The sequence below is a fragment of the Pseudomonas sp. OV226 genome (genome assembly GCF_003148705.1).
Lineage (GTDB): Bacteria > Pseudomonadota > Gammaproteobacteria > Pseudomonadales > Pseudomonadaceae > Aquipseudomonas.
The window spans coordinates 557,065-581,905 of record NZ_QGGS01000001.1; the positions used below are offsets into that span (position 1 = coordinate 557,065).

Sequence of the window (24,841 nt, forward strand, 5' to 3'; positions counted from 1 at the left end):
GGCCTGCGCAAGATACCCGAATCAGCTTGCTGGTTAGCCATTATCGCTGGAACCAGACAATCCATCGTCGATTTGCTGACAAATTGCCACTAGACATGATCCCTCAACCTCCGTAGCGTTCTGGCGGCATAGGGTTGCAAGACATTCATTATTCAAGGGACGTGTGATGGGCGAATGGTCAAAGAAACTGGGCGAGCGCGGTGAAAACATCACTGAGTCGCTGCTCAACTTGATAGGTTGGAAGGCAGCACTCAAGGGACACGAGTTCGACTGCGTCAAACCTGTCCCCCACAGCACAACCGGCAATCCCAGAAAAACTCATGGCGCCGATTTTGTCTTCAGCTGCCTATCCCCACTGGAAGATGGCGTCCTCAAGCACCTCGTCATTTCTTCGAAATTCACATCCGGCCCCTACCCGACTTCACCTGGCACAATATTCAAAGACCATTTCTCCGACCTTGCCACGACAGTCGAATGCTTCAACCGCTCACCTTTGAAAAGATCGGTGAACCTAGGCTATCCAAGCGCGAGTGGTCAGTCGATTGCAGGCATCCTTTGCTGGTTCAGCGCCGCATCGGACGCAGACGCAGACGTGGTCAGCCAGGTCGCAGGTTCGCGGAATCTGGACAACGCAAATTACGGCACGATCTACGTGATTGATAATCACCGAGCGAGCTTCCTGTTCGATACCATCACGTACGCAAAAAATCGCTTCGGTGCAGAAAATGTTCGCTTCCTCTACCCGTCCACCGGGAAAAACGTGAGCCCCATAGAGAGGGTCACAAACGGGACGATACTGCCTCCCGAATACCTCAACAGTGGCTTGATCCCATTCTTCATCCAGGAGCACGAAAGGAAATCGCTGCTCATCTGCTGCCAGGATCCCTTCAGCATCGAAGCGGTAAAACGCTTGATCGGGTTTTCGATGGATATCGCCATGGAATTTCCCGACAAGGTGGCCCTCGCGTTCCCTGACTACAACTACGTAGATCATGAGGAAATTGCAGACATCGCAAAGCTCTCGATCGCGAACAAGGAGTTCGCTTCAATCGTCGAATTTGAATCCTATCAAGCCGATTTCAGGGGATGATGCAGTGAGTAATCAGAATATTGACTCTATCCTTCCCCAAGGTGAGGCGCTTCGCACCTATCTGGCTCAGCCTTACATCGGGGCTGGCGATATCAAAACGGTTCTGAAGAGTCGAGGCGTGTTCATCAGCAGCTCAGAGAAAGAGCATTCCATCCCAGCCCTTACCCTGTCCCTGATTCGCCCCAGCGAGTTTTGTAAGCTTCAGCTCGCCTACACGACCAAGGAAGACAACCCCAAGATCACCACCCAGACAATCAAGTGGCAAGGTGAGGATACCCTGCTGGATGCGATACCTACCCTCATAAATGTCAACAAGCTGCTGGATCTAGACTTCGTGAATTTCAAGGTCTTGGGAACGCCAGAGTTCTATCCAGTCAACAAAGACCTCGACACGATCCGGATGGACTACCTGCTGGAACGGATTGACCGCTCCAAAAGCTGGGCTGACTCGCACAAAAATTTCAAAGGCTCTATTGAGATCAAGAAAAACAAGGCTCAGGACGAGCTCATCCTGATCTTCACGCACACTGCGCCGGAAACGAAGACAACCAACAAGGCGATGTCGAGACATCTAATTTCACATTTCAAATCGGTCAAGCAAATCAGTGAAACTGAGCAGGCAACCTCGATTCGTTTCTGCGATTTTACCAACCAGAACAGGTTCAATTACCTGTTAGGGCTCACGCAGCACAGCAAATTGATCGCACTGTCCTTTAAGGAGGTCGTCGATATCGGGATTTCCCCCGATCCAGACATCCTCCTCCCGGCAGCCCTGGACTGGATGAAGGAAAAGATTCGAAACTTAGACTTGAAGGGCTTCAGCCTTGAGCACTCTGACTTTCTTTCAGATGTGTCTTATCGCCCGAGCCTGTTCCTGCACAGGATCGATGCCAAATTCCGATTCAGTACCTCGGGCCTCGATGGTGATTGCGTGATCTCGCTTGGCTTCCCAGAATTTTCTGCGGCCCAGAAAAAAGACAGTGAGATTGAATTGAGGATCAAGCAGATCAGCTTTGATAACACGGGCAGGTCTATCGACAAGAACGACGCCAAGGAAACGATACTGAAGGAGTTGGAATCCGAGAAAATCGAGACCTTCAAGACCCTCTCGATTCCTGCCCGCGGTGCGGTTGCCCCGTAGTCTTGGTCTGAGCGGAGGCATTGTTGTCCGGTGGAGTGTGAGGAGCTAGCCGTCCTCCGCTGAGTAGCGACTACCCGCCCACGTCCCTGCTGAATTCATTAGATCATGGTCACGCATCAAGACTCTGGCTCACTAACGAGGCAATAGCCGATACTAACGACCACTTTTCAGAAAGCTCAAAAGGACTTGGTGAATTATGTCATTGGATGTGGCCTACAGCATTGAGGCTGACGATTTTGTCGACCCTGATCGCGCCTACGATCTGTTCTGGTCAGGGGTGATTACAAACAAGCGCGCATTCGTATGTCCGGCTGCTGACTGCTCCGCCCAAGTCACCTGCGCGAATCTGGACAAAGACGTCCAGAACATGAGGGTCGTCCCGCACTTCAAGGTCTACGGTGCTCATAGTGAAGCGTGTGGCATTGCCAACGGCGCCCCTGTCGAATTGGAGCTCGAGCCCGTTGAACTGGATGGGCAGGAACGCAGAACAGTTGACCAATCCATTGTCGACGTCTTCAAGCTCGAGCGACCTGCCTCCTACTATGACGAGCATTCGGTCGAGCCTGACGCGGACGTCCATATAGCGAAAAAGCGTGCGAGAAGCACCCTTCCCTACACCTCGAAGCTAGGGGAATCAGGCATAGTCGGGCCCATTTACTCGGTTCGATCTGTAGTCAGCAGATACATCCGATACCGTTGCGATGAGACCCTTGAGTTCCGGCGGTTGAACATTGCCGGGCAGGACGTGCCCTACGCCAGCATCTTCAAATGCATCTGGGAGCAGGATCTGGACGACCTGCCCGACCACCCCATCATTTACTACGGCTGGGCATATGTTGACCGCACGAAAGCCAATAATGGCTACCGTATTAAATTCAAAAAGAATTTCAAGCGAGGAGAAGACAGCCTGATCACCTCATGCTTCGTCTCCGACGCGTTCATAGAAAACTACAAGCTCAAAAACCTGATGGCAGTGCGGCTTTCCAAGATCGCCGAGAAGGACAAGCCGACAGCGTTCGTGTTTCTCTACGGCCAACCCGCAATACGGACGTCGAATGAACGTGACTACGCAAACTTCGATCTGAAGAATCTCGACATGATCGATGTTAACTACGACTGCCCCCTACCATCCAGATACGATATGTAGGGAGTCTCACCCCGCGGCCACGGACGGCTCTGCAACGTCCTGCAGAACCTGGCGAACCCCCAGCTCGTCAATTTTTAAGGCTATGGAGCCCATACCGGCAGCGTGGAGATACCAACCTTGTCGATAACGATGGCCAGACTTTGTCGAGCTCGCGTCGCCGCGACATAAAACGCTGCTGCAGCCGTGGCTTCCAAAGGTGTGCCCTTCTTAATGAAGCTTTCGATGTTGGCGGTGGGTGCGAGCAATACTCGGTCAAATGTCGCACCCTTCACCCCTTTGAAGTTCTGAAAATCCAGATTGAGGTGCTTCGCCGAGCTGACCGAATGCCTTAGGCACTGCGGTCTATATCGGCCGACGTACTCATCGACATGCTGCGTATGGAGAAGGAACACGCCATCGTGCTCAGTCTCATCGAGGTTCTCCGAGGTAGTGCCGGGGAAGCCCCACGTGGCGTCAAAGATGTTATCGGAAAACGTCGCAATCTCGGCTCTGCATCGGTAGGTGATGGTCGCGTAGGCAATGGTGAGTAACCCCTTAGCCTCTCTATCTCTAAACCATTCAAGCGACGCGGCGTACCCAAATTTCTTGTTCTTCTGGCCTCGGGGGTTTGTAGACAAAACAGCCTGCCTGACATCTCCCACCATCCGCACATCGATTTTAGAGCCGAGCAGCACTTCCAGGATTTCCCAATCGAAGCTGGCTAGATCTTGGACTTCATCGATCAGTATCTCGTCGTAAATGCACTCGAGCCTTCGCAGGAGCGCCGGCGTCGCCTCCATGAGCTCAAAGGCAAGCTTGCCGAGTTCGCAGGCGTACACCCGATTTCCTGAGTCCATGAACCTGCTTTTGCCTTTGGCAAACTGGAACGGTCGCCCTTCGAAGTCGAAGCCCTTGACCCGATCTTTTGGTAATTTGAACCGCAGGAAAGGCTGGGCAAAATGACGAAGCAGGAAGGTGTACCAGCCCATAACCTCCAGCGTGTTGCAGTCGCCTGCCTGACTTGCCAAGCGCGACCTGATCTCTTGCTGGTTCGTCTGGGTGAAGGTCAGAACAGCGATCTTTCGATCAGTCGCTTTCCCGCAATAATCGACAAGGCCCTGCGTCTTTCGTCCGCCAGCTACTGCGAGCGTTAAATGGTTAGGCATTCTGGATGAACTCCGCCGCTTCCTTCATGTAATTCGGGGCGGTTAGGGCTTTCGGGGACTCAGCGATGAGCAAAGCTCCCTCAGTCTTTTCTCGTGTCATCCAGGTCACAAGGTCGGCTTTTGGCGTGATCCCAAGCACATCCCGTAGATGAGCTTCACCGTTCGCTATGATCATTTGCGGTTCGAGGGTACGGCCATCACTCACTTTGCCAATGAAAAGCTCTCGCTTCTTGCCGTCCAGCCACTTCTCGACAGGCACTCGAAGTTCAGCCGGCTCAATGCCGTCGTTATCCCGCATCACAGCGACCGGCTTATCAACGGCAGCACAAAGCTCCAGACAGCGGGCCAGCGCAAGCCCCCGCATACTGATGACATCGACACCGGCAGCCATGGGTGTTAACCGATGAATGTCGTTGAACACCCTTTCGAAAATGATTTCGTCAGAGGGCCCTTCCACCAAGACAACCTTTTTAGCCAAAACGAGGCGGAGCGTGTCGTAACCTGGCAGGCGCTGGAAGTACCGGACGGTGCCGGGATCAAGGACAGTGATCTTCGAGGCATGATTCCGATTCAGCAGGTGCAGGGAATTTAGGCCAAGGCGATTCAGCACGTATGTGCTGTGCGTGGAAACAAACAATTGTTGGTCATCAGATGCAAGCTTCTCCACACGGTCAAGAAGCGTCGACAGGCTGGTATGAGAGAGATGATTCTCCGGCTCTTCGATCATGACGATCTTTACTTTGGCCGAGTGCCGCTTCATTGCGAGCGATATTTTGATCGCAGCCTGCTGTCCCTGGCCGGCCATCGAGAAGGGCACGTTGTCGACGTGAGGGGTAATAACGCTTTCCCAGGACGTGCGGGACGTCTGATCCATAGCCAATGCCATGGGCTCCGCCAGCAAAGATGCACCCAATGTCGCGAACCGTGTATTCACTGTCGCCAGAGCCCCCTCAGTCATCGACGCTTTCACCGTACGAAAGCCCAACGAGATCTCAGCTTTCTCGGTGGTCTCCAAGTGATCGCTCAGAATCTGACGCAGGTGATAGTCCACACCTGCTGAGGACTTGACTGTCCTGGAATCGATGGTTGCCACCGACAGTACCCGTGGGCGCTTGGTTAGCTCCCGGTCAGCGAACGATCGCCATTCGCACGTGTAGTACTCAACGGGCAGCAGAGCATTGGGTGCCTTTAGCCAGTCATCCAGCATGTCCTGATACTCTTCGTTGGGGTAGATCCTCAAGAAGACGCCCGGGCATGCATGAGTTGGCACGGCTGTGTTCACGGCACCACAGAGCACCTGCAATTCATCGTCATCGCGAAGGTAAAGTTCGATCAGGATTTCAGGCAGTGCGGGTTTCTTGCCGGCGGTTCGTTGCGCTACAAACTCTTGAACGAGCTCGGTGTTGAACCAGTGCGGGTTCAATTCTTCGAGAACGCTGCGACCGCCGATCCGGCCGTTCAGGGCCAGCGAGACCGCTTCCATCAAGGTTGATTTACCCGCATCGTTGCCGCCCACCAAAATGTTCATTTTGGGGTTGGGGAGAAGGTTGAAATCCTTGTAGATGCGATAGCCGCGGATGTGAATCCTGGTGATCATGATCGTCATTCCCTTGGCGAAAAATACAGGTTTATTGGCGGTTTCAGTCAATGCCACTAGGATGCTATAGGCGAATGGTTGTACCTGTCGATCTCACTTTACCTAGTCGCACCGCGGCGAATCACCGATGACTAAATAGTTACGGTTATTCAGGGTTAAGTGACGCTGAAAATTATCGAATCCCGTAATGACGTGTCCCGTCTGACCAGGGCTCGTAGCGAACTGGATCAGACTTATATGTGAAGCTCACACCTTGGATTTTATGGATTGTAATGCCGCCTCTAGCGAGCCGCAGACTGGCCTCGGGCGCATGTATATCACCCATGAAGCCACGGGCTGACTCTTCGGTAGGCGGGCTGCCCTCCCAGATCTGCGGGTAGAAAATCCATTGATCTTCGTCCGACTCCCACAGGCTCACCTGATCAAGTTCATCTTCATCCTCAGTTTTCTCGACCCCGCTGGCCTTATGAAACAGGATGGCGTTCAGACCTGGCGATGCATCTTTGGGCACCTGAACAGATGGAAAGAGGATCCCGTCCAAGTTAAGGGTTTCGTTGGTCGCAAGGTAATCGGCGATCGCCTGGGTTATCAAGTAACCCTGATCTGCGCTCTCAGGCATTACTGGCATGAGCATTTGTTGCTGCAGTTCACGAAGAAATGCGCAGCGTTCGGCTTGCTCCTGGCGCACTGGGTCAAAGTAGCTGAGATTGGCGTCTGGGCGAATTCCACCTAGGTCACCGAGGTTCAACAGTCGCAACGGCCGAATGACCTCGAAGGTGGCTGTGACAACCCAACTGCCAACAGGCGGACGAACCTCTGCTATGGCCGTCTGATCATCAGTTGCGCCATAGAAAACGGATATACCTGCGGCGTTCATTCGACCTGCCGATCCTTTACCTCTCGGTGTCGGGCCGAGATACTTCTCAGGATGCATTAAAGCAGCAGACATACCCTCCTCGTCCTCAAATTTTCTTGCCCGCTGGAAGGCAGTGAGGCATTGGCCTGGGCCTGCAAGGGTGATCGCTGAACGTGGTTCGCTCGCGGTGTGAAGCTCCTCTATCCCAGAAAATATCTTCTCCAGTACCCGACCCACTGCGGGATTTACCAACCTGGATTCGAACTGAAGACTTCGTTGCATCTGAGCCCAGTCTGAAGTCAGCTGCGAGGATGCATACGTCTGTTCAATGAAGAACGGGTCATCATCTTCGCACTCGCTCCACTGCTCCCGTAGCTCCTCTTCAAGATCGCTGAGTAAATCCATGTCATCAGCCCCGAGCACGATTTGTAGCACATCAAAGATCGAATGCCCCAACTCAGGGTATCCATGATGAATAACTGCAGGGGGTTGCTCAGCATAGGTAAATGACGCCTTAATTGCTTCTTCGAGCTCCTGAACCAGCTCTTCAAGCGGTACGACCGGCCGCTCCTCGTTGCAGTAGTCGCATTCGTCGACATCGTTGTCGGCAAAACTCGCCTGCAAGTAGCTGTCACAGAGGCATTCGACGCATACCAGCTTACTCATGGATTCTCCATTTTCCTGTGAACGATGGCCTCGCCAACCAATACGCCGGGAGCCGAAGACTTTATTTCGGGTTGCGGGATCGTCAGCGAGTTGAGCGCTACCGGGGACGCAATCGATTACTTCGCCGTTCCAGTTGCAATTGTACGCGCCGGAGCGGCCGCGATTGGTATTGCACTCAGAATACGTTTGAGCTCGATCCCCAGTGCCTCCCCTTCTGATTCAGCCCCGATTTGCCAAGCTCCGACCCCATAGTCCGCATGGTAGGTCGGGCTGACAAGCGCCGTTACTTTGTCTGCCCTAGGTATCAGCAGCAATGAAACGTCAGGCTTGATGCCCTTCCACCGGAGACTGTCGTGATAAATGTGCGCTGACTCCATTGCATCCAGGACGCTGGCGCGGGCGCTGCGATACTTCGCGTCGAAAACCAAGAAGCGCTTCGCCGAAGGCGAGTCCAACGTCACGACGATGTCCGGATATCGCTCTCGCGATAAGCTTTGAAAACCGCGATGCGCAGGTTGATCAATCGCTGGGCATCGGACTTGGTAACACGCCTCAACGGTCACATCAGCCGCTATTCCCCGCCACACGATTTCTTTTAAACCCACCGATCGATATTCACGACTCCAGACGAGTTCAGGAAACTGACGTTGCAGCTGTGAGACTACCGTCACAAAGCACCACCGCTCATAAATCTCCCATGTTGGGCTGACCCACAGCGTCTCATCAGGATCCTTTCCAAACCAACCTGAACGCAACGCGTACCAACCAAACCGATAAGCTCGCGCGTATGCAGGGTGAGCAGAGATCGCATTCAATCCAGCAGCCGATAGACGCCTGGCAGTCACGATGCAGAAAGGTCTCGCTCGTTGAAGCCGTTCAAGCTTGCGAGCAAACGACTCGGTGAACGCGATTCGACGTACGAGCCTTGGCGTTAACGCTGATCGGGTATCGCAGACCACTTCAGTGGCAGCTGCATGCTGAAGCCCCCTCACCACCTGTCGACAACGTCTAAGGAGATCGAAGAGAACAAGTCCAATGGCCTGATTGGCCGGATTGTCCTCTTCCTCGTAAGATCTGCTGACCTCAAAGCGAACAGTATTCAAGGCCGGACGCTGAGTGCTAGCAGGATGCAAGAGTGCCTGTCCCGTCGGCCCTCTGAGTGCCTTATGCACGGATGCGAAGTCCAACCGCTTGACCGTGTGGGCACTCACCGACGTGCGATCGCTCTTCAAGGTTGTTAACGGCCGCTGAGATATCTGTTTGAGCGCGCGGTGAAGCCGATCCCCATAGCGCCTCAGCCTCGCATACTGCAAATGCGGGTTGGTTAGTGCTCCATCATGGCCAATTCCAAACTGAGCCTCTTCTGTGCCCATAACGAGAGCCGGGTCGAAATCCAGAATCGCCTCAACCATGGCAGCGAATGCCTGGCCTCCGAGCTTATTATCAGCTGCTGAGACGTCCAGCCGGTAAATGGCGGCAGTCCGCCCCTGGTCATCCAGAAGCTCTGCCGCGACCTCTCCTGCATAAAAGCCTGGCGACCATAACCACGCACACGCCCCGTTTTCGTCGACCGTCTCGATCAAGACGTCATCAATGTAGAAGGAGAAGCCTTCAAGCGCGGTAAAACGATAAGCCTTCTTCTCCATGAAACCTGGGTTCAACTGACCTGGGTGCACGTCAAATCGAGCATCCCCCTGCTCTACCTGCAAGATGATCGACATGGTCTACCGCCAGAATCTGGTCGAGCCGGAGTGAGCCAGGTCGTCGGCCATTTCTTTGACCTTGCGCAGCGACATTCCCATCCCCGCATGTTTGAGCGTGGTATGGAGCAATGTGAAGACCTCCTGCAGTCGAGGGCTGTCTTCACCGCGCAACTTGGGGAGTATCTTCGAATAAATGGCATGGTCGAGTGCACGTGAGAACTCGATGACACCACCCGCCTGCGTTTGCTGCAGATAGCCAATCACGTCGTTGAGCGTGCGCCACCCGAAATGCAGTCGAGCTGGACGAAGCACATCCATGAGTGAGGACATGAGATTTCTGACGATTGAAATCTGTTCATCCTCAAGCGAGCTCTTCTGCCAGCCAGGAAATGCTTTGACCTCAATGTCCCAAAATTCGATCACTGAGGCTCGATCCAGCACCTTGTCGCTCAATCCATGAGTGGTCTCGTCCATGTTCACGGTGCCGATGATCACGAGGTTGCTCGGATATGGAATACCTGGAGGAACACCATCGATCTCGTCGACTTGACCGTGAAAGACGATCGTTTCGCCGGTTTCCATCGCTGAAAGCAGAGGCGCCAGATATTGTTCCGGATGAGAGAGGTTCATTTCATCAAGAACCAGTGTGTAGGGCTTCGTCGGGTTGGCGCTTGCCTGCAGGAGGAAATCCAGAACGCCGGTACGCACATACGCGTCTGACTCCAGCGGATTAACGTAACCCAGCAGACTCGTGTAGTCGTGCCAGCCTGGCTGGACAGGAACGATCAGCAACCCTTCACTTGGCTCGGGATCGTCCTGCCACAGACTCAGCGCATAGTTACGGGCAAGTTGCGTCTTTCCCGCACCGCTCAAGCCTGTCAGCACCGCGAAATGACGCCTCGGATGCCCCCACAATCCAGCATCAAGTTGTCCGATCAGCTCTTCTGGGAAGCGAAACTCTTGATCAAATCGGGCAATCACGGCACCTAGCTTCGGCCTCTCAATTTCGATATCGAGCTGTACTGGGGCTACTTGAACCAAGGACGAACTGATACCTGGAATGCTCGCGAGGCCCTTAGGCTCCCAGTGAATGCGATTAACCCACTGCTTACCCCTTTCGGTAAGGCTGAGCACTTTCTCGGAGATCGTGACCAGATCAAGGTATCTGAACCAACCAATAATCGCTGATGGGGCGAAATCAGTTGTCCATCCAGGGTTTGCCTTTCTGAGTGTGAGGATGGCATCACGGTTGGATAACGGTGTGTCACGCAATGCCGCTAGCAAATAGTCAAACCCCAAGATGCGGGTGATCATCCAGTCAATGATCTCATCTGGATCACCCGACTCCAGGAATGCCTCACCGCGGGGTGTTAATTGCAAGTTATTTGCGTTGGCACGCAGCACGCCCCATTCGGCGATTAGAGCGTTCAGCTGAGTGTTGCAAGTCGACGTTTTTGATTGAGGGCTGATCGATTGCAAGTGTTGGATGAAGTCTTCACGAGTGCATCCATCTGTTGCAAAGTCGATCATGCTTTGAATGGTGGCCGTGCCTCCGCCAATCGCCAGCAGACCGCGCCTCCTCCTCTCAGGAGGCAAGGGCTTGAGTACTTCGTAACCTGTCTCTAGATCGGATATTTCGGTGGCTTCGCCTTCTGGGTTCTGAACATAGTTAACGAACATTAGCCAAGGCAACGTCAAACGTGAGACACCCTCCCTGGAATAAACGTCAGCCACTTCCCCCAGCACTTCATTTAACCGGTTCAATACGAGTCGGTGCAGATGACGCCTCTGACCGCTTAGTGGAAGCCCCAAGGAATGAGCCAGCTCGCGCAGTTTCCGATGATGCGCTATCGACGTGAAAGCGCCTGGACAAAGCAACGCGAAGACGCGGTACATCTTGAGTCGAGGGTTTCTTTTGGTCAGCCCAGCAACCGCGGATGCAATTTGAGACCAAGCGTCAGCGATGAGCATCTCATTCTCAATAGGATCCCGGGTCTGCGCGTACTTTTGCTTCAGTTGCCAGAGGCTTTCTGCGATTGCGGAATTTTCGGCGACCGCAGAAATGTTGATGCGCCCCATGCCTGTTGCCGAAACAGCCTCGGTGTCCCAGAGCGCCAGTTGGAAGTCCTTGCTTAGGAACTCTTCATGAGACACATCCCTGACACGCACCAACCATTTCTGGAATTCGGTGATCCAGCTTTGATTGCCCGCCAAGGACATCACCTGCTCCTGGAGGCTAATACATGCAGCCCTGAGCTGTTCGTCATCCTTAAGATCCAGCAAGTCCATTCTCCACCAGCGATATTTATAGATGGCGAGATAATGTCATCACTGAGAGGCGGATGCCAGATTCGGCCTCTGCATCAAGAAAAGGCACAAAACAGAATTTTCGCAGGCCCCTGCACTGAGTAAGTCGTCGCTGGGGGGGAGATCACCAGCAGTTGCAGCTAAACGTAATGACCTTTCAGAAAATGGCGTTCCCCGACCAAATCTGCTGATTTGCTTTGTCAGCGAATGAGCAAGGTGGGTTGAAGGTCGAACGTCGCCACATACCGCCGTTGAAATCTACCCGGTCGGATCAAGTGCTCTATTTGGTTGGAGTGAAGCAGCAGGGATCCAAGTTGTAGCGAGACTTTTTCGACGTCGCGAATGGAGATGTTTCGACCAGGGGCACGCAGCAGCTAGGCTCCTATTACCAAAGTGACGGTCGCCACCCACTTAACGAAGCTGGGTAAGCGAAGAAGAATAAAGGACTGTACGCCTCATCGAGGCCGACTCATCTTGTGTCTCTGCCCTCTGCAGGATAGTGCGCTAGCTCACCAAAACTACAGAAGTGCAGGGGCATTCTCAACGCTATGCCGCGTTACCATCCAGCGGCACACAATCTGAGCACGAACGATCAGGGGTTTAGGCCCGGATCGGCTGGTGCGTTGTGCATACGACGATGTTGGGGTCAGTCGAGCAAAGCTGTTAGCCCTGTCAGAAAGGTTTCAGCCTGTAGGCGCTGATCCAGCACTTCCTGCTTAGCTTCGACGCACTCCTGCTGACGTGCCAGCAATTGTTGATCCAAGGCGCGGCTTGAATCCGTGTACAAGCGCAAAGCCTGCTCCCGAATAACACCTATATTCTTATCAAGCTGTCTTTGGAGCGACTCGCGCTTTTGGATTCCCGCTTCAATCTGCTGTTGACTTAAATGCTGCTGCAGCAGGTCAGTGCCTACAGATGCCAGTTCTGTGACAAGCGGAGCCAATGCAGTAATCGCCGAAGTCCAGCGCACGTAGCTGCTTGCCTTTTCCATTGCCTCCTTTGACTTAAAGATTTTGGCGATTGCGTCCTTCAATTCGTCCCCGGTCAAACCGACAAGCTCCCCGAGCTTGACACGCGCCTCCTCGATCGACATTCCAATGTCAGACTCAGCTAACTTTTTTACAGACTGGCCGAGCACAGGAAGGAAACCGAACACGCGCTTGCTGTGCTGGGAGAAAGACCCCGACACAGCCCCGTCTTTATTGGAAGCCTGGGCCGCAAACCCCTCCTTATTTAACAGGCTGCCGATGTCCAACCGGCTATTGGACTCACGGATTTCAAGTTCTATTTCCTGCGCCAGTCTCTGCAGTGTTGAGGTGCTGTCCGTCGCCCACAGCCCGATAGTTTCAGCAAGCGTAGCCTCCAATTGCTCCAGCACCCTGTGTATGTCCTCCAGATCTACCTGTGCGGTGGGGCGAAGCGCCTCTTCGATCCGACCTCTCAAGTCCATCTCAGCGTGGGCCGCTTGGTTTTGTAGCCTTTGGCTAAACAACGCGTACCGTTGCGAGTCATTGTCAAACCGCTCTGCTTGCAACTTCAGAACACCCGACTGGGCCCGCACCGCCTCTTCCAGCTCTGCGGCTATCGAATACACAAAACGCAGTCCCGAAAGCTCGCGTAAGCGTGGCTTGTCTTTTTCCAAGCTATGGAGCGTTGTTTCAAGAGCGGCAATTCCGTCCCAGTCCCGGCCAATGTCATACATGCTTCTATCTGGATCAGACATGTTGCCAACCATTTGATACGGGTCGGCCACGACGCAATGAACCACCGCAACGTTTTTTGCCAAGTCATCCTTGGAGAGCATACTGGCAAGCTCTTGCAGCTTTTTCTCAACCTGGCCTGCATAGCCATCCGGACTGTCGCCGGGATCCACCCCTGCTTCATCCATGCGGGAGATGACAGCAACGGTCACGCCTTTCAGCGCGGTAGCTGGCAGTTTCGGGTGAAAGAACCTACCACTGATCAGTGAGACATAATCAGACTGGCCAGAAGTAACGAGTTGCGGTGGCATTACCCAGATGTAGGCGTCAGCAAGCTGCAGTGCCTTGCGGGTTATCGTGTCATGCTCAGCGTTACCGCTTCCCAAGCCAGGCGTATCGATAAAGGTGATGGAACCCGCGCGGGTTTCTGCACTTTCGAACGTTTCACGTCGAGCACTGATCACAACCCAATCAGGCACCGGGCTACCGGAATCGACCAACAACCGTTTCAACAAGCTACTTTTGCCAGCATCGTAAGCACCGAAGATGACGAATCGGGCGGTAGGTATCTCGGCAATCGTCAGCCACTGGTCGCGGTACTTCGCCACCACATCCGTGGACGGGACGTAACTCAGTAGGTGTTGCCAGATTCGGTCGATCAGGTGTGCTGTCGAGTTACTCAAGTTCGTCTCCATTCTTACCTAAAAGTATCAAGCCCCTGCTGCATAGGCTTCGATACACATCAACACGTTCTGAAGTCGTTTCATACTGCTGGCTGAGTATCAGAATATCGCGCCCCAACGCCTCGTCGCACTCTCGGAACCTGCCGACAAGCTCATCCTTTCCTCTTATGAGCCCTGGAGCGTCGTCTGTGCCCTCGGTCAAGATTTCAATCAACTGATCCGAGGATTTATCCAGCGAATCGGCCAGTGCTTTCCGGGCGGCTTCGCGCTCTGCGACTCGCTTCTCGTCCACAAAAATGAAGGCGAAGTCCACCACAACTCCGATCACTGCAATCACCGCCCCCGCTTTGGCGAAGGTTTTGGCCAGCTTTACTGCGCCCCATGGTCGGAACTTGAAACCAAGCGATTTGCCAATGCTGTAAACGACATCCCGGGTAGCGCCGCCAAATGAACGTCCGACTTTATCGAAGATCTCAAACGCCCACCCCTTACCTTTGGCATCGTTAATTTTTTCGCCTCTAGGCTGTTCGCGTTTGAAGGCATGCCGAAAAGTGACAGATTCTATCCGACGAGAAATACGTTCATTCGATAAATGCTGCCATCGCTCCAGATCCTTACTGAACGTTGTCTGCCAGTCGATAATATCCGCTTCAAGCTCCGGGTCGCTCCACCAGTTATGCAGGTGTTCCGCTTTTGCTTTCAGCTTGACTGGATCACGCTCCGAAAGCATCGATTGCTTAAGCGCGTTCGCCTTGTTGTGCACAAGAGATCGGAGCCTGAACCGATAATTCTCACCAAGCCGATCGCCTTGGTCGATGCATTCTAGGATGAGCAGCTTGAGTTGTTCGAGCTCTGTAGTTTGCCTGCGCATCTGTTCCAGCTCAGATCGCAACACCAGTATTTGTTGCCACAGCCGATGGATGCCTCCGTGCAGGATCGAATGGGCTATGCCCGACACCGACAAACCTTGTCGCAATGCACGAAGCTCCACCATAAAAGGCGTGAAACCATCCCAGTTTCGATAGGAATCAAAAGCTGACGCGTCTGCGTCACTGCGGTCGCCGACGAGCCCATAGGGATCGCTCGACATAAAAAATATCTGCCTTTCATCAACATTGATAGAACGCGACGCCAGCGCCTGTCGCAGTTCTACACCTTTGCGTTCTACCAATTTCAGATAGACGTCAGGAGAAAGCTCCGGGTCGACCCCCAGTTCGTCTGAGCGGTTGACGATGAAGTACGTGCTGTCTCGTTTATCAACGATTCCCTTGCCGTAGTCGCCAGAAATGACCGTACGCAACGGTGAATCATCTCCCACTATCAGGTTGGGTTGCAGGAGGAAAATGACGATGCTGGCGTCAGCCAACGCGGCCCAAGCTTCTTGAGTATGCACGTGGTGGCTGCTTTGGAAGCCAGGACTGTCAATAAGGTCGACACCGTCAATGTCGTACGTGTGCGAAACATCCGTCAATGGCTTGCCGGCCACCTTGAGCGTATCCGGCACTGGTAGGCCTGCATCTAGCAGCAGCCGCTTGATGAAGCTGGATTTGCCGGTGTTGTAGTCGCCTATAACATGAATGCGCGGCCTGCCTGACCGCGAGTAATCCACGAGGGTTTTCAGAACGTCTTCGTCTCCTGGGTAACGCGCACAAGCTTGCTGCACATCATTGAGCCACGCCAGGGAGTCCGGAAGTGTGAGATCGCGGGTAAATCGACTAAGGAAGCCGCGCATGCCCAGAAACAGCTTCTCGAATACGTTGAGTTCGTAAGTTCTGGCTCTTCCAGCTATTGAGCCTCCCTGAGTCAGCGTCAGGCCGTGCGGATCCTCAATCCAATCCTCACCTAACCAGTAAAGCGCGCCAGCATTAGGACGTTGGCTGAACATCTCCCGCTCGCGATTTTGGGCGATCTCCCATACCAGCAGCTGTGCGTTGCGTGAGACATCAAGAGAGCCAGAATGCTCGTTAATGGTCTCTATGACTGTCGCGCATCTCTGCGTGACCAGGCGCAACGAAAGCGCGTTACGAACAGCTGGAAACAACAGATCGCGTGTAGCACTCAGTAGGACGAGCTCCGATTGTGCCAGCACCTCTTCCCTTACACCACTATATGCCTTGTATATGAGCTGATGCAGCTCGGCCGTGGCCCGTCGCCTTCCTTCCAGATGCTCACGCTCTGCCTGATCTCGCGCCTTCTGCCCTCCCCAACCGAAGAAGCTAGCGGCGACAGCGCCAGCAAGACCTATGGCCGCCGCTGCACCAGCTGCCCACCCGAAAGGATTCCAGGCGTTGATGGCAGCAAAGCTTCCTAATGCGCCAATTACACCGGCCAGTACACCGCCCCCCTTTATCGCCCAGGCGCTGTACTTCCAACCACTGCCCGCATCACCATCGATCTTGCATCCTTGAAGCCGAATATCCATTTCCAGCTTGGCATCACTGAGTGTCAGTCGCGCTTTAGCTTGAAGAAACCGCAAGCCGCGCACCAGCACGGACTGCGCTTGCTCGATAATTTCTTTTTCATCGAAACACTCTGCCCTGACGTCTTCCGAAGACAGCTTTTTACGACGTTCGAATGCAACGCGGACAATGCGATCGGCTTTACTGAGCGAAGCGTGACATAGGTTGCCCAACGTGGTGCCGAGCATTAGTGAGATTTGCTGAGCGTATTCCCCCTCCTGCGACGCCTGGAACCTTCCGCCTCTGATCTGTTCAAGTTCAGTCAACAAGTCCACGTCATCAACTGCCAGAGTTTTTCTTCTAACCGAATCATCTAATGCTGGATAGCCCACGAGCGCCAGCATCGGTTCAAGCATGTTCCTCTCTAGTGACTCGGCACCCAGAATGGACTCGTGCCTGATTTCATCGATAGCACGCCTCAAACTGCTAAAAACACCCCTTAGCTGGTCATTCAGGGAGCCAAGCCGAATATCAACCGCCGCATCGGTGATCACCGACACCAACAGGTCTTCGAGACGCGGATAATTAGACCATTGCTCCAGACTGTCACAGCTGTACAGATTCCTCTGTTTGGTCAGGCTTTCAAGATCAGGGCCTTCAAATGGCATTGACGCCCGAGCGAAGACAGCACGCTTGGAGCTGACCGCAACAACCGGTACGTCATTCACGCCGAGGCGCGACAATTCATCTCGGATATTGGTCGCATGCTCGCTGACTGCTCGTGAAAGATTACCGCGGGCCATTGGTGCGGACACGCGGCCCGGCATTCTCCACATAGCGTTTCGCGGGTTGAGTACCGCGATTACTGGTTTGCGATACTCGCTGACCCACGCGGCAAACTTGGCAAACTCATCTGCCTGCTGGCTTTGGCTGTCAAAGCAGACCAGAACAAAATCGGCGACCTCGACTGCCTTACGGGCCCGCGCTTCAAGATCTTTGCGCGAGTTATTCCGTCCCCACCCGTTGATGCCCGGCGTGTCGTAGATCAAGCATGCATTCCAGGCGAGTGGTTGAACGTCCGTTGTCCAGTCACTTTCACCTTGGGAAACAATTGATCCGTTACCTCGCGTGAATGCTGTGATCAGCGAGCTCTTTCCCGCTCCCGTACGACCAAAAAGCACGATATTGAACGTGCTCAGTGCATTTCGTTGGCGCTCAACGAGATCCAGGATCAATCCACGCTTTTCGTTGAGAATGTCAGCTAACGTCTGGGCTACGTCGCCTTCAGCGTCCGGTACTCGCTGGGAGAGCGCAAAGTCTGCCGTCTTACTCATCTGGGCCAATACAGAAGCAACACGCCTGCTGAGCTTGCTCACCTCGTCCTGGCTTTTCGCGACCGCATCTGCGGTCGCCTTGGATAATGCGTCTTCCGGGGCCTCATTTGGTTTGCTCATGGCAATACCTCCGCCTTCAATGCGCAGAAAGAACTGAGTGCGGATTTGATAGGGTTAAGCTGGGAATAATTTATTCGGTGCGGAAATTGAACGCGGGCGGAAATACACCGGGCAGTACAAGCCATACACTCACTTCCTTGTCGAATGCGCTTAAGCCCAAGAGGCTAACGAGGTAATTAGCAGAATGATAGCGTCTACCCTACGCTGCGGGATAGCCGGAGATAGTCTCATTCGCGAGTCAGCGAGCACTCAAACCTTCGCGTTCGGCGCAATGAATCCCTACCGTTAGCCCAGGTTTCTGATCTTCAGGGATGACCCGCTCAGGGGCTGATGTGGGATTGCTAGTTTATTCACTGAAGCTGGCCAAAATACAAAATCGAGTGGTGGCTACGGCCACCGGTTGCTGCCTCAATCGCTGAGGAGGAACCAGGGCACCCGATCCGGAAAGATTAGCGACGCGCAAAGCGCGCCGATTCTCGTTGCAGGATGGCGTAGCGATGTGTCGTTTTCCATTTGCGGGATGCACGCAGTCTTCCAACGCTCAGCAACATCTGCCACCGTCCAGACCTTGTGGCCGATTTGGAAAACATGGTTTATCCCATTAGGAACGAATGGCTGGCTGAACTCTAGGTAGCTTTGCGGGATCATCTGCAGCATTTTCTCGGTCGGAATTCCTGTTGCCGCCACGATGATCGCCCTTCCAACCTTCGGTTCGGGCGACCCTTATGAGCCTTGGAGGATTTGCACGGGGCTGTTGATTGGTGCCGTTTCCGCTTTGGCCGCTCGCGAACTGGGACGAAAGCCCAAAAGCATTGCCTCATATCTTGTCGGAAGTGAGCGCATCTCCAGTTATCCGGGTCATACACTTCACCGGAAATTTGAAGAGTTCATTAACGACTGAGGGGGATGGCCTGAGTTCTGCTCGCTGCGTATGTAGCTCGATATGCCATTCGGCGGACGCCCTGATCAGCACTCTGCCTGAGAAAAACAGGTGGTGAGCCCGGTTAATGAGGAGACCAGCGAGTTCACCACCTAAAAAACTACCCAACAGAAGATCAGCGACCATGCCCTCTACCCCGCCCGCTCAGTAAGCGGTAAGGGAAGCGGGAACCAGGTCGTAGCCTGGGTCTGGTACCCAAGCGCGGCACTGGGTAGGAATCTTCAGCTGCGCAGCGATTATGCCGGTTTGATCGAGATCGTATTATCGAAGCACGAAGCCACGCGTTGTCAAAGCTGAAGCCCTTCCATGAGGACTAAGTACCAGATCAGGGTTACAGGAACACCGTAGGAACTAGGTGAAGCGGGTCTTGTGTGACGCGGCCTTTCCGGCCTCTTGGGTTGGACTCATTGAGACCTGCCCTGGGCTTCGGTGGAGATCACTCAGAGCGCTTTGGCGACTCACTCCTGGAGATGGCCGGGGGAAACAAGAACAACCCTGCAGGGATGCAATGGTGGTTTCTGCTTGTTCAGAAATTAAAACGAGGGAGCTCATGAAGATATCAGATCGGTTGCCGTACATCTCCGCCGGCCACTGAAAAAACCTGGATAAAAATAAGTCGCAAAAATCACGAGCGTGATCAAACTCCTTCCCCACCGGCCACGGTGAGTACAACGTTGTGTAAGTAAAACTAATGCGACGGTGCTTAACGACTGGGGCGACCTTTACCCACGAGCCCGTGCGAAGTGCGGATGCAAAACCGCTGCGTTCTGCGCTCCGACGTATTAAGTACCGGAGTACGCGTACGCGTGGCATGGCCACTAAGAAGTCAATCCATACACCGGAAGCGCCAAATGAGCCGTCTAGGCAAACTGCACCTAAAGGAAGCGAAATCTCGGTGATTAAAGAAAACTTAGTATCCATTCGATACTCCCCATTCCCTCGCCTGTATATTCTGCCAGCAAGTCAATTACCCTTCACTTTCCAGTGGAAGCAGCGAATCCCTCAATAAACTGTTGAGTCCTGCTAGAGACTATTGGAGGTTGCCATTGGGCAAGTCGGCGTGCGATGACGGCAGCGTGCTCTGCCGTAAAACCATTGCAGGATGATCCCAAACCATGAGCATTCGAAAATCCCATCACGCCCCCTACTGCATTCAGTAGTGCCTCAATCACGCTTGACTCGTCTGGTGGTACGACCTCGTAGAGCCAACCGAGGATAAGCAGCGCGGCCCTTCGGTGAGCGATACTGGCTATCAAGGGCCCGTGAGAGAAGGTCTGTTGGAATACCGGGAGCTGGAGGTAAGCAGCATCGTTACGCATGTAGCGGTTGATGAGACCGAATCTAGGATAGAGCATCAAGCAGATCAGAAATTTCGAGAATGCCCACTCACTATTTTGGTGAACATCGTTGCTCAGATTATGTGGGACGGCATTAACCTCGAAACGGTTAAGCATATCCTGTACGAGTCGCAAGGACTTGATAGACCGCCTCGCGTCCTGCAAGCGTGATGCTGAGAGGTACCTGTCCTTGTGTAAATGATGCATCTGGAAAAATTTCATGGCCATGCTCAGCTTAGGCCCGAATACCTCCGCAGCATCGATTAACGGCAAATTATGAATTTCGCAGACTACGACGCCCACGGCACACCATTTGTTCAGTGAAGTAGGAAATGCATGGGTTCGAAAATTTTCAGCCAAACACTGATAGCAAAACGTGCGCCTGTAAAAGCGTGGTATCAGCCAGGTGCTAGGTGGTTGAATGAGGGCAGCCCTAAGATCACTACTCATGCCTACGGCGTCACAAGCCGCGTTTGTAAAGCTGGAGCTTCGCGAGAAATCTGGATCGAAGTCTACCGCCGGGCCCGAGGCAACCCATAGCTGGCTGAGTGCTTCCCGGCCGAGCGGCGTGTATTTGGAAACCATGCTTTGCCTATACAACCAGCACGACAAAAGTTCTCCCTCGATCGGTAAGCAATCGATGCAAACAGTCATTTACTTCTGACCATAGTAGAGGTAGGCGGGATGGAACAATCGCAGAAATGTATTACCAAGGTTTCCTTTGGTAATGAGATAAAGCGCTTCCAGCGATACGTCCGCGAACTCGGTTTGTGAGTTTTCAGCGAGGATCGATTCGAAAAAAACCTTGTATTCATATAAACATTGAAAGCCATCCAGGCTGAAAGCTTCACCACTGTGTGATGAGCCCACCTGCAGTTCAAGCATGTCCGTTGTTTCTGCATGAAGCCCAGAGATTACAATGTTCACTGATGGGAGCGCAGTTAGAATCAGTTTCAGCTGATGTACAGTACGACGCCTAGCACGCTCACCACAAAGGAAAATATCTATATCGTCGACAAAAATTGTGGAAATCTCTCTCAAGGTAATAATTTCAATTGCAAAGCTGGGCAATTCACTTTTAGCTTGAAACTCAGCATCAATATTTAGGTGATTATACAACTGACCAAGAAGATCCAGTCCGGCAAGTTCAGGATGGTCTGCTATAGTGAAAAACGGATTACTCACGCGCGACCTGATATTCTCCATGCAGGTCGTCAAACCAAAACCAGGCTGGGATGAGACAACGCAAAGTACGCCCCCACGTGTCAAAGCAGCTAAGACACTGTTAGCGGTAGCAAACTGTGAGGGCGAGAGCTTGATCATGTTTTTTTGGGCTTTGCAGGATGGTGGATTTTGAAACCGTACTTCATCGCCAAGGCATCGATGTTAGGGATTTGATCTTGCGTAATCCGTTCAGTGCCTTGCTCGATAGCGTCCATAGCGGCGCATTTGAGAATCTTTACGATATTATCCAGAATGCCATGTGAGTTTGAATATATGAGCGTCCGCAGCTTTGGGGATGCAACGTTCGACACAAGCTTCAGGGGCAAATGGGTTTCGTAGGTTGCAATGAAGTCCACAAAGTGCTGATCTAATTTCCAGGACTGCAGTTCCCATTGCACAAATCGCCGATCTAGCACACGATCAAGTATCATTGCTTCATTCGCAACTGAGTTGCCAAAAGCAATAACGCAAAGCTTGAGCTTGCCTTCTGCTAGGCTGCGCAACAGTGACAAGATTATTCGTTTGTTGGTGCTCCCCTCAAGCATCGCATCGGACAACTCATCGATGACAATGGCACCGATATCCCCCGATTTAATTTTTTTCTCAATGATGTCAAGTCTGTTAGCTGCAGTGGTTCTCTTGCCGATCTGCACGCTAAATTGCTCGCAGATGGCGTCATGTAGTTTGTATCGGTTCAAATTCTCGGTCAGGGTGATAAATACCATTTTCTTCCCCGAAAGCTCGCCCAACGCCTGCAGACGATGAAATAATGCGGACTTGCCATCACCGCCCTCCCCATGGATGAATATGCTAGACGCCTGGATCTGGTGGTCTGTGTATACCATGTGCTTTAGGCAGTTCAGCAAGGGCTTCAAGCGCGGGGTATCGATCCAGATATCATGGCGGCATATCTGAATCCTTTGTTCTGGGGGCAAGTCGACAAGATGCCTTAAGTCTGCTTTGACGTGACCGTATTTTGGAACTTCGCACTGATTATTCATAACTCAACTCTCCTTAGGATCAATGATCAAAACTGGAACAAGCAGATCGATTTCATTGGTGTCTGAAATTATTCGTGGCTTGAAGATATCGTCATCTTCCTCCCAGATAACGTCATCGGATTGGACATAGAATTTGCTATCATCAATGTGGTAAGCCTCCACTTCATCCAGATCCACCCTCTCGGCTGAAGGTAGAGGTGGAGGTGGAGGTGGTGGAGGTAGAGCTGGCTGTTTCGGCGCATTCATGAAAGCCGTTTTCATAGCTGCAGATTCTTGAAGAATTTCTTCCTGACGATCCATAGCGGCGGGCGCGAACTCATCATCGATGGTACCGCTAGCCTTATTGATCAAACTTGGTACACGTTTAGATAACTGCTTGTGGTTCGAGTAGGATTCCCAATGTATTGATAGCCCTTCACGGTTGTAAGAACAACGAATTTTTAAGAATTCATTAGGCGCCTTTACCCAAATATAGCTAAGGTCATACTGTAAATACTTGACATCGAGTTCTTCCCCTACATAGTCCTTCAGGGCATCGCTTTCATACCTGCGGCCGGCGAAATTGATCCCGTAAGAGTGAACTTTGTGCTTGAATGAAGTAGGGCAGAAATCGATGAGGAATCTAGCTTCATCTTTTTTACTGATAACCCTAGATGAGTCATACTTTCCCTCGCTTTTATAATGGGTGAAAGCTTGTCTAGGGGTGCAACCTAGAGATCTGTGAATTTTTCCGTGGTAAACTGTTATTTCTTTCACTATCCACTCCGCACATTGTTTGAAGTCTAACTGGGCATTTAGCTCGCTTTCAAAACTCTGCCGCTCTACAACGTTGCTCCCAGTTGAGCCGGGAAGAAAGTGCACTCCAGTTGTCATGAATGAGCCAATAACGCGTTCTATGATCCCGCCATACCACTTTTTGCCGATGGGCCGATGTTCCCATTCCATCCCCCATTCTTTACATTGCTGGATAAATGCTTCACTTGTAAACTCAGCAGCATTATCTGTAAAAATGACGAACGGAATGCCAAAGAACGGAAATTCACCAGGGTGAGTAAAGAAACTGAGCAGGCTGCTCTCTTTATTCATAATCGCAAACGCTAAGGCAGCAGCAACCGTGTTTAGGCTCGGAGCTTCCATACTTAGATAAAAACCTAGGATAACCCTAGACTTGTCGCAAATGATCAGGGTTATCCAGGGACGACCGATAATCACATCTCTATTAAACTCATCAACGAGCAATATGTCCACGCGGGTATGATCCATTGACACGCGACGCAGCAAACAATCGATGATTAGTTTGTTTGGCTTATATCCATATTTTTGATTGAACTGCTCAACAGTAAGTATTTTTCGGTCACGGTCTTTTTCTGGTATTGCATAGAGATACCTTCTCGCCGTATGGCGACTTATCGGTTTTTCACCAGCACGTTCACAATGACGGTTAGCCCACTTCAACAACTCACTGATAGAGGCCTTCGGGCCCTCGTAATGGTTTTCGAACGCGTTGCTGAGCGCGGCCACCTGTCCCGATGTTGTTCGACTGCCTCCTTTAGGCGTTCCCCTGTGATTACGAATGATGTCCTTTCCATTGCGATGATCGTCGAGCAACTTGTAGAAATGGGATTTTTTTAACCCAAGCAGTTCCATGCCTCTACTGGCAGACATTCCTTGATCGATCTGTTCGAATACAGATCTACGTTCATCTGCGAGCTGTTCCTCCCGGTGGTCAATCGTCCTTACCTGATATGGAATGACTTCATTGCTGGGTGGAACACCAGACTCTTTCCAATCTCTGGGGACACCTTCGTGGGGTCTTTTGACTGGAACCAATCCCGTAGTTTTTTCACACGGTTGAGCTTCTTCATACAGATCACTCTTATCCATGACCAACTCTGATGTTTATGATTTCTAACTGAGGTACATGACACTTGGCTCATCATAGTCACTCATCCACAATGCGCAACCATGTATAAAAACCCAGCAACTGAGTAGCTCGAAACGCAAACACCGACTTATGTATATATTGAACTTTGAGCCACCGAAATAAATACACTTAGTTTACTATTTAATTTCTCAGTCCTTTCAATAATTTACTATCCAGCCTCACTAATTGTGATGCTTTATGAATTAAAAAATATATTAAAAAATATCGTTTTTTTTATAACCAAAAAAAACCGAATCTGACCAATAGTGGTTATGAAAAAAATTTTGTTCGTGCTGTGTAGTCGCCGGGGATTGGCTGGTCGAAGGCCTTACGGCACGTCTGTAGCATGTGGTTACGGGAAATCCGCAACTCTGGGAGATTCAATTCGTGCGAAGGAGTTAGTCACTAGGGGGACAGAAATTTACAAGCCTGACGTTTCAATTGTGCATCTGATCGAAGTCGCTGGTGGGAGGTTGGACGGGGATTCCGTCGTATGGGTGGAGGGTGATCTAGATAGATGGCACGTA

Annotated in this window: 14 protein-coding genes; 3 read left to right on the forward strand and 11 right to left on the reverse strand. The window is 52.2% G+C overall.

Features of this window, described 5'->3' with window-relative positions:
• Positions 1-166: 166 nt before the first annotated feature.
• The 3 genes from gapS4a (at position 167) to C7534_RS02830 (ending at position 3,378) form a co-directional block, all read left to right on the forward strand.
• Positions 167-1,090 carry a GapS4a family protein gene (gene gapS4a, locus C7534_RS02820; RefSeq protein ID WP_109784917.1) on the forward strand — a complete coding sequence of 308 codons (924 nt, stop codon included), beginning with the start codon at positions 167-169 and terminating at the stop codon, positions 1,088-1,090.
• 4 nt (positions 1,091-1,094) lie between these two features.
• Entirely contained in the window at positions 1,095-2,231 is a 1,137-nt protein-coding gene (gene gapS4b / locus C7534_RS02825; RefSeq protein WP_109784918.1) for a GapS4b family protein, read from the forward strand.
• Between the two features lie 196 nt (positions 2,232-2,427).
• Positions 2,428-3,378: a hypothetical protein gene (locus C7534_RS02830; protein ID WP_109784919.1), complete on the forward strand. Its 951-nt coding sequence runs from the start codon at positions 2,428-2,430 to the stop codon at positions 3,376-3,378.
• An 80-nt stretch (positions 3,379-3,458) separates the two neighbouring features.
• Here C7534_RS02830 and C7534_RS02835 read toward each other — a convergent pair whose 3' ends face one another.
• From C7534_RS02835 to C7534_RS02895, 11 genes are all read right to left on the reverse strand, one after another.
• Entirely contained in the window at positions 3,459-4,523 is a 1,065-nt protein-coding gene (locus C7534_RS02835; RefSeq protein WP_109784920.1) for a UvrD-helicase domain-containing protein, read from the reverse strand.
• Positions 4,516-6,177, reverse strand: coding sequence for an ATP-dependent nuclease (locus C7534_RS02840; protein WP_256594736.1), 1,662 nt, complete (start codon positions 6,175-6,177; stop codon positions 4,516-4,518). Before C7534_RS02840 ends, C7534_RS02835 begins: the two co-directional genes overlap by 8 nt.
• A 115-nt stretch (positions 6,178-6,292) precedes the next feature.
• On the reverse strand, positions 6,293-7,642 hold the full coding sequence (locus C7534_RS02845) for an RES family NAD+ phosphorylase (protein WP_109784922.1): 1,350 nt from the start codon (positions 7,640-7,642) through the stop codon (positions 6,293-6,295).
• A 116-nt stretch (positions 7,643-7,758) separates the two neighbouring features.
• The gene (locus C7534_RS02850) at positions 7,759-9,363 is read right to left on the reverse strand and encodes a nuclease domain-containing protein (RefSeq protein ID WP_109784923.1); all 1,605 of its coding nucleotides are present in this window, start codon (positions 9,361-9,363) and stop codon (positions 7,759-7,761) included.
• Positions 9,364-9,366: 3 nt separating this feature from the next.
• Positions 9,367-11,628, reverse strand: a complete 2,262-nt coding sequence (locus C7534_RS02855) for an McrB family protein (protein ID WP_177412211.1) — start codon at positions 11,626-11,628, stop codon at positions 9,367-9,369.
• 670 nt (positions 11,629-12,298) lie between these two features.
• Positions 12,299-14,035 carry a GTPase gene (locus tag C7534_RS02860; protein ID WP_158283915.1) on the reverse strand — a complete coding sequence of 579 codons (1,737 nt, stop codon included), beginning with the start codon at positions 14,033-14,035 and terminating at the stop codon, positions 12,299-12,301.
• Entirely contained in the window at positions 14,028-17,888 is a 3,861-nt protein-coding gene (locus tag C7534_RS02865) for a GTPase (protein WP_109784926.1), read from the reverse strand. The genes C7534_RS02860 and C7534_RS02865 overlap by 8 nt, the downstream gene beginning before the upstream one ends.
• A gap of 408 nt (positions 17,889-18,296) precedes the next feature.
• The gene (locus tag C7534_RS02870) at positions 18,297-18,575 is read right to left on the reverse strand and encodes a hypothetical protein (RefSeq protein ID WP_256594742.1); all 279 of its coding nucleotides are present in this window, start codon (positions 18,573-18,575) and stop codon (positions 18,297-18,299) included.
• A gap of 2,244 nt (positions 18,576-20,819) precedes the next feature.
• Positions 20,820-21,488 carry a hypothetical protein gene (locus tag C7534_RS02885; RefSeq protein WP_146206152.1) on the reverse strand — a complete coding sequence of 223 codons (669 nt, stop codon included), beginning with the start codon at positions 21,486-21,488 and terminating at the stop codon, positions 20,820-20,822.
• Positions 21,485-22,390, reverse strand: a complete 906-nt coding sequence (locus tag C7534_RS02890; protein ID WP_109784930.1) for an ATP-binding protein — start codon at positions 22,388-22,390, stop codon at positions 21,485-21,487. Before C7534_RS02890 ends, C7534_RS02885 begins: the two co-directional genes overlap by 4 nt.
• A 3-nt stretch (positions 22,391-22,393) precedes the next feature.
• Positions 22,394-24,274, reverse strand: a complete 1,881-nt coding sequence (locus tag C7534_RS02895) for a Mu transposase C-terminal domain-containing protein (RefSeq protein ID WP_109784931.1) — start codon at positions 24,272-24,274, stop codon at positions 22,394-22,396.
• Between the last annotated feature and the right edge of the window lie 567 nt (positions 24,275-24,841).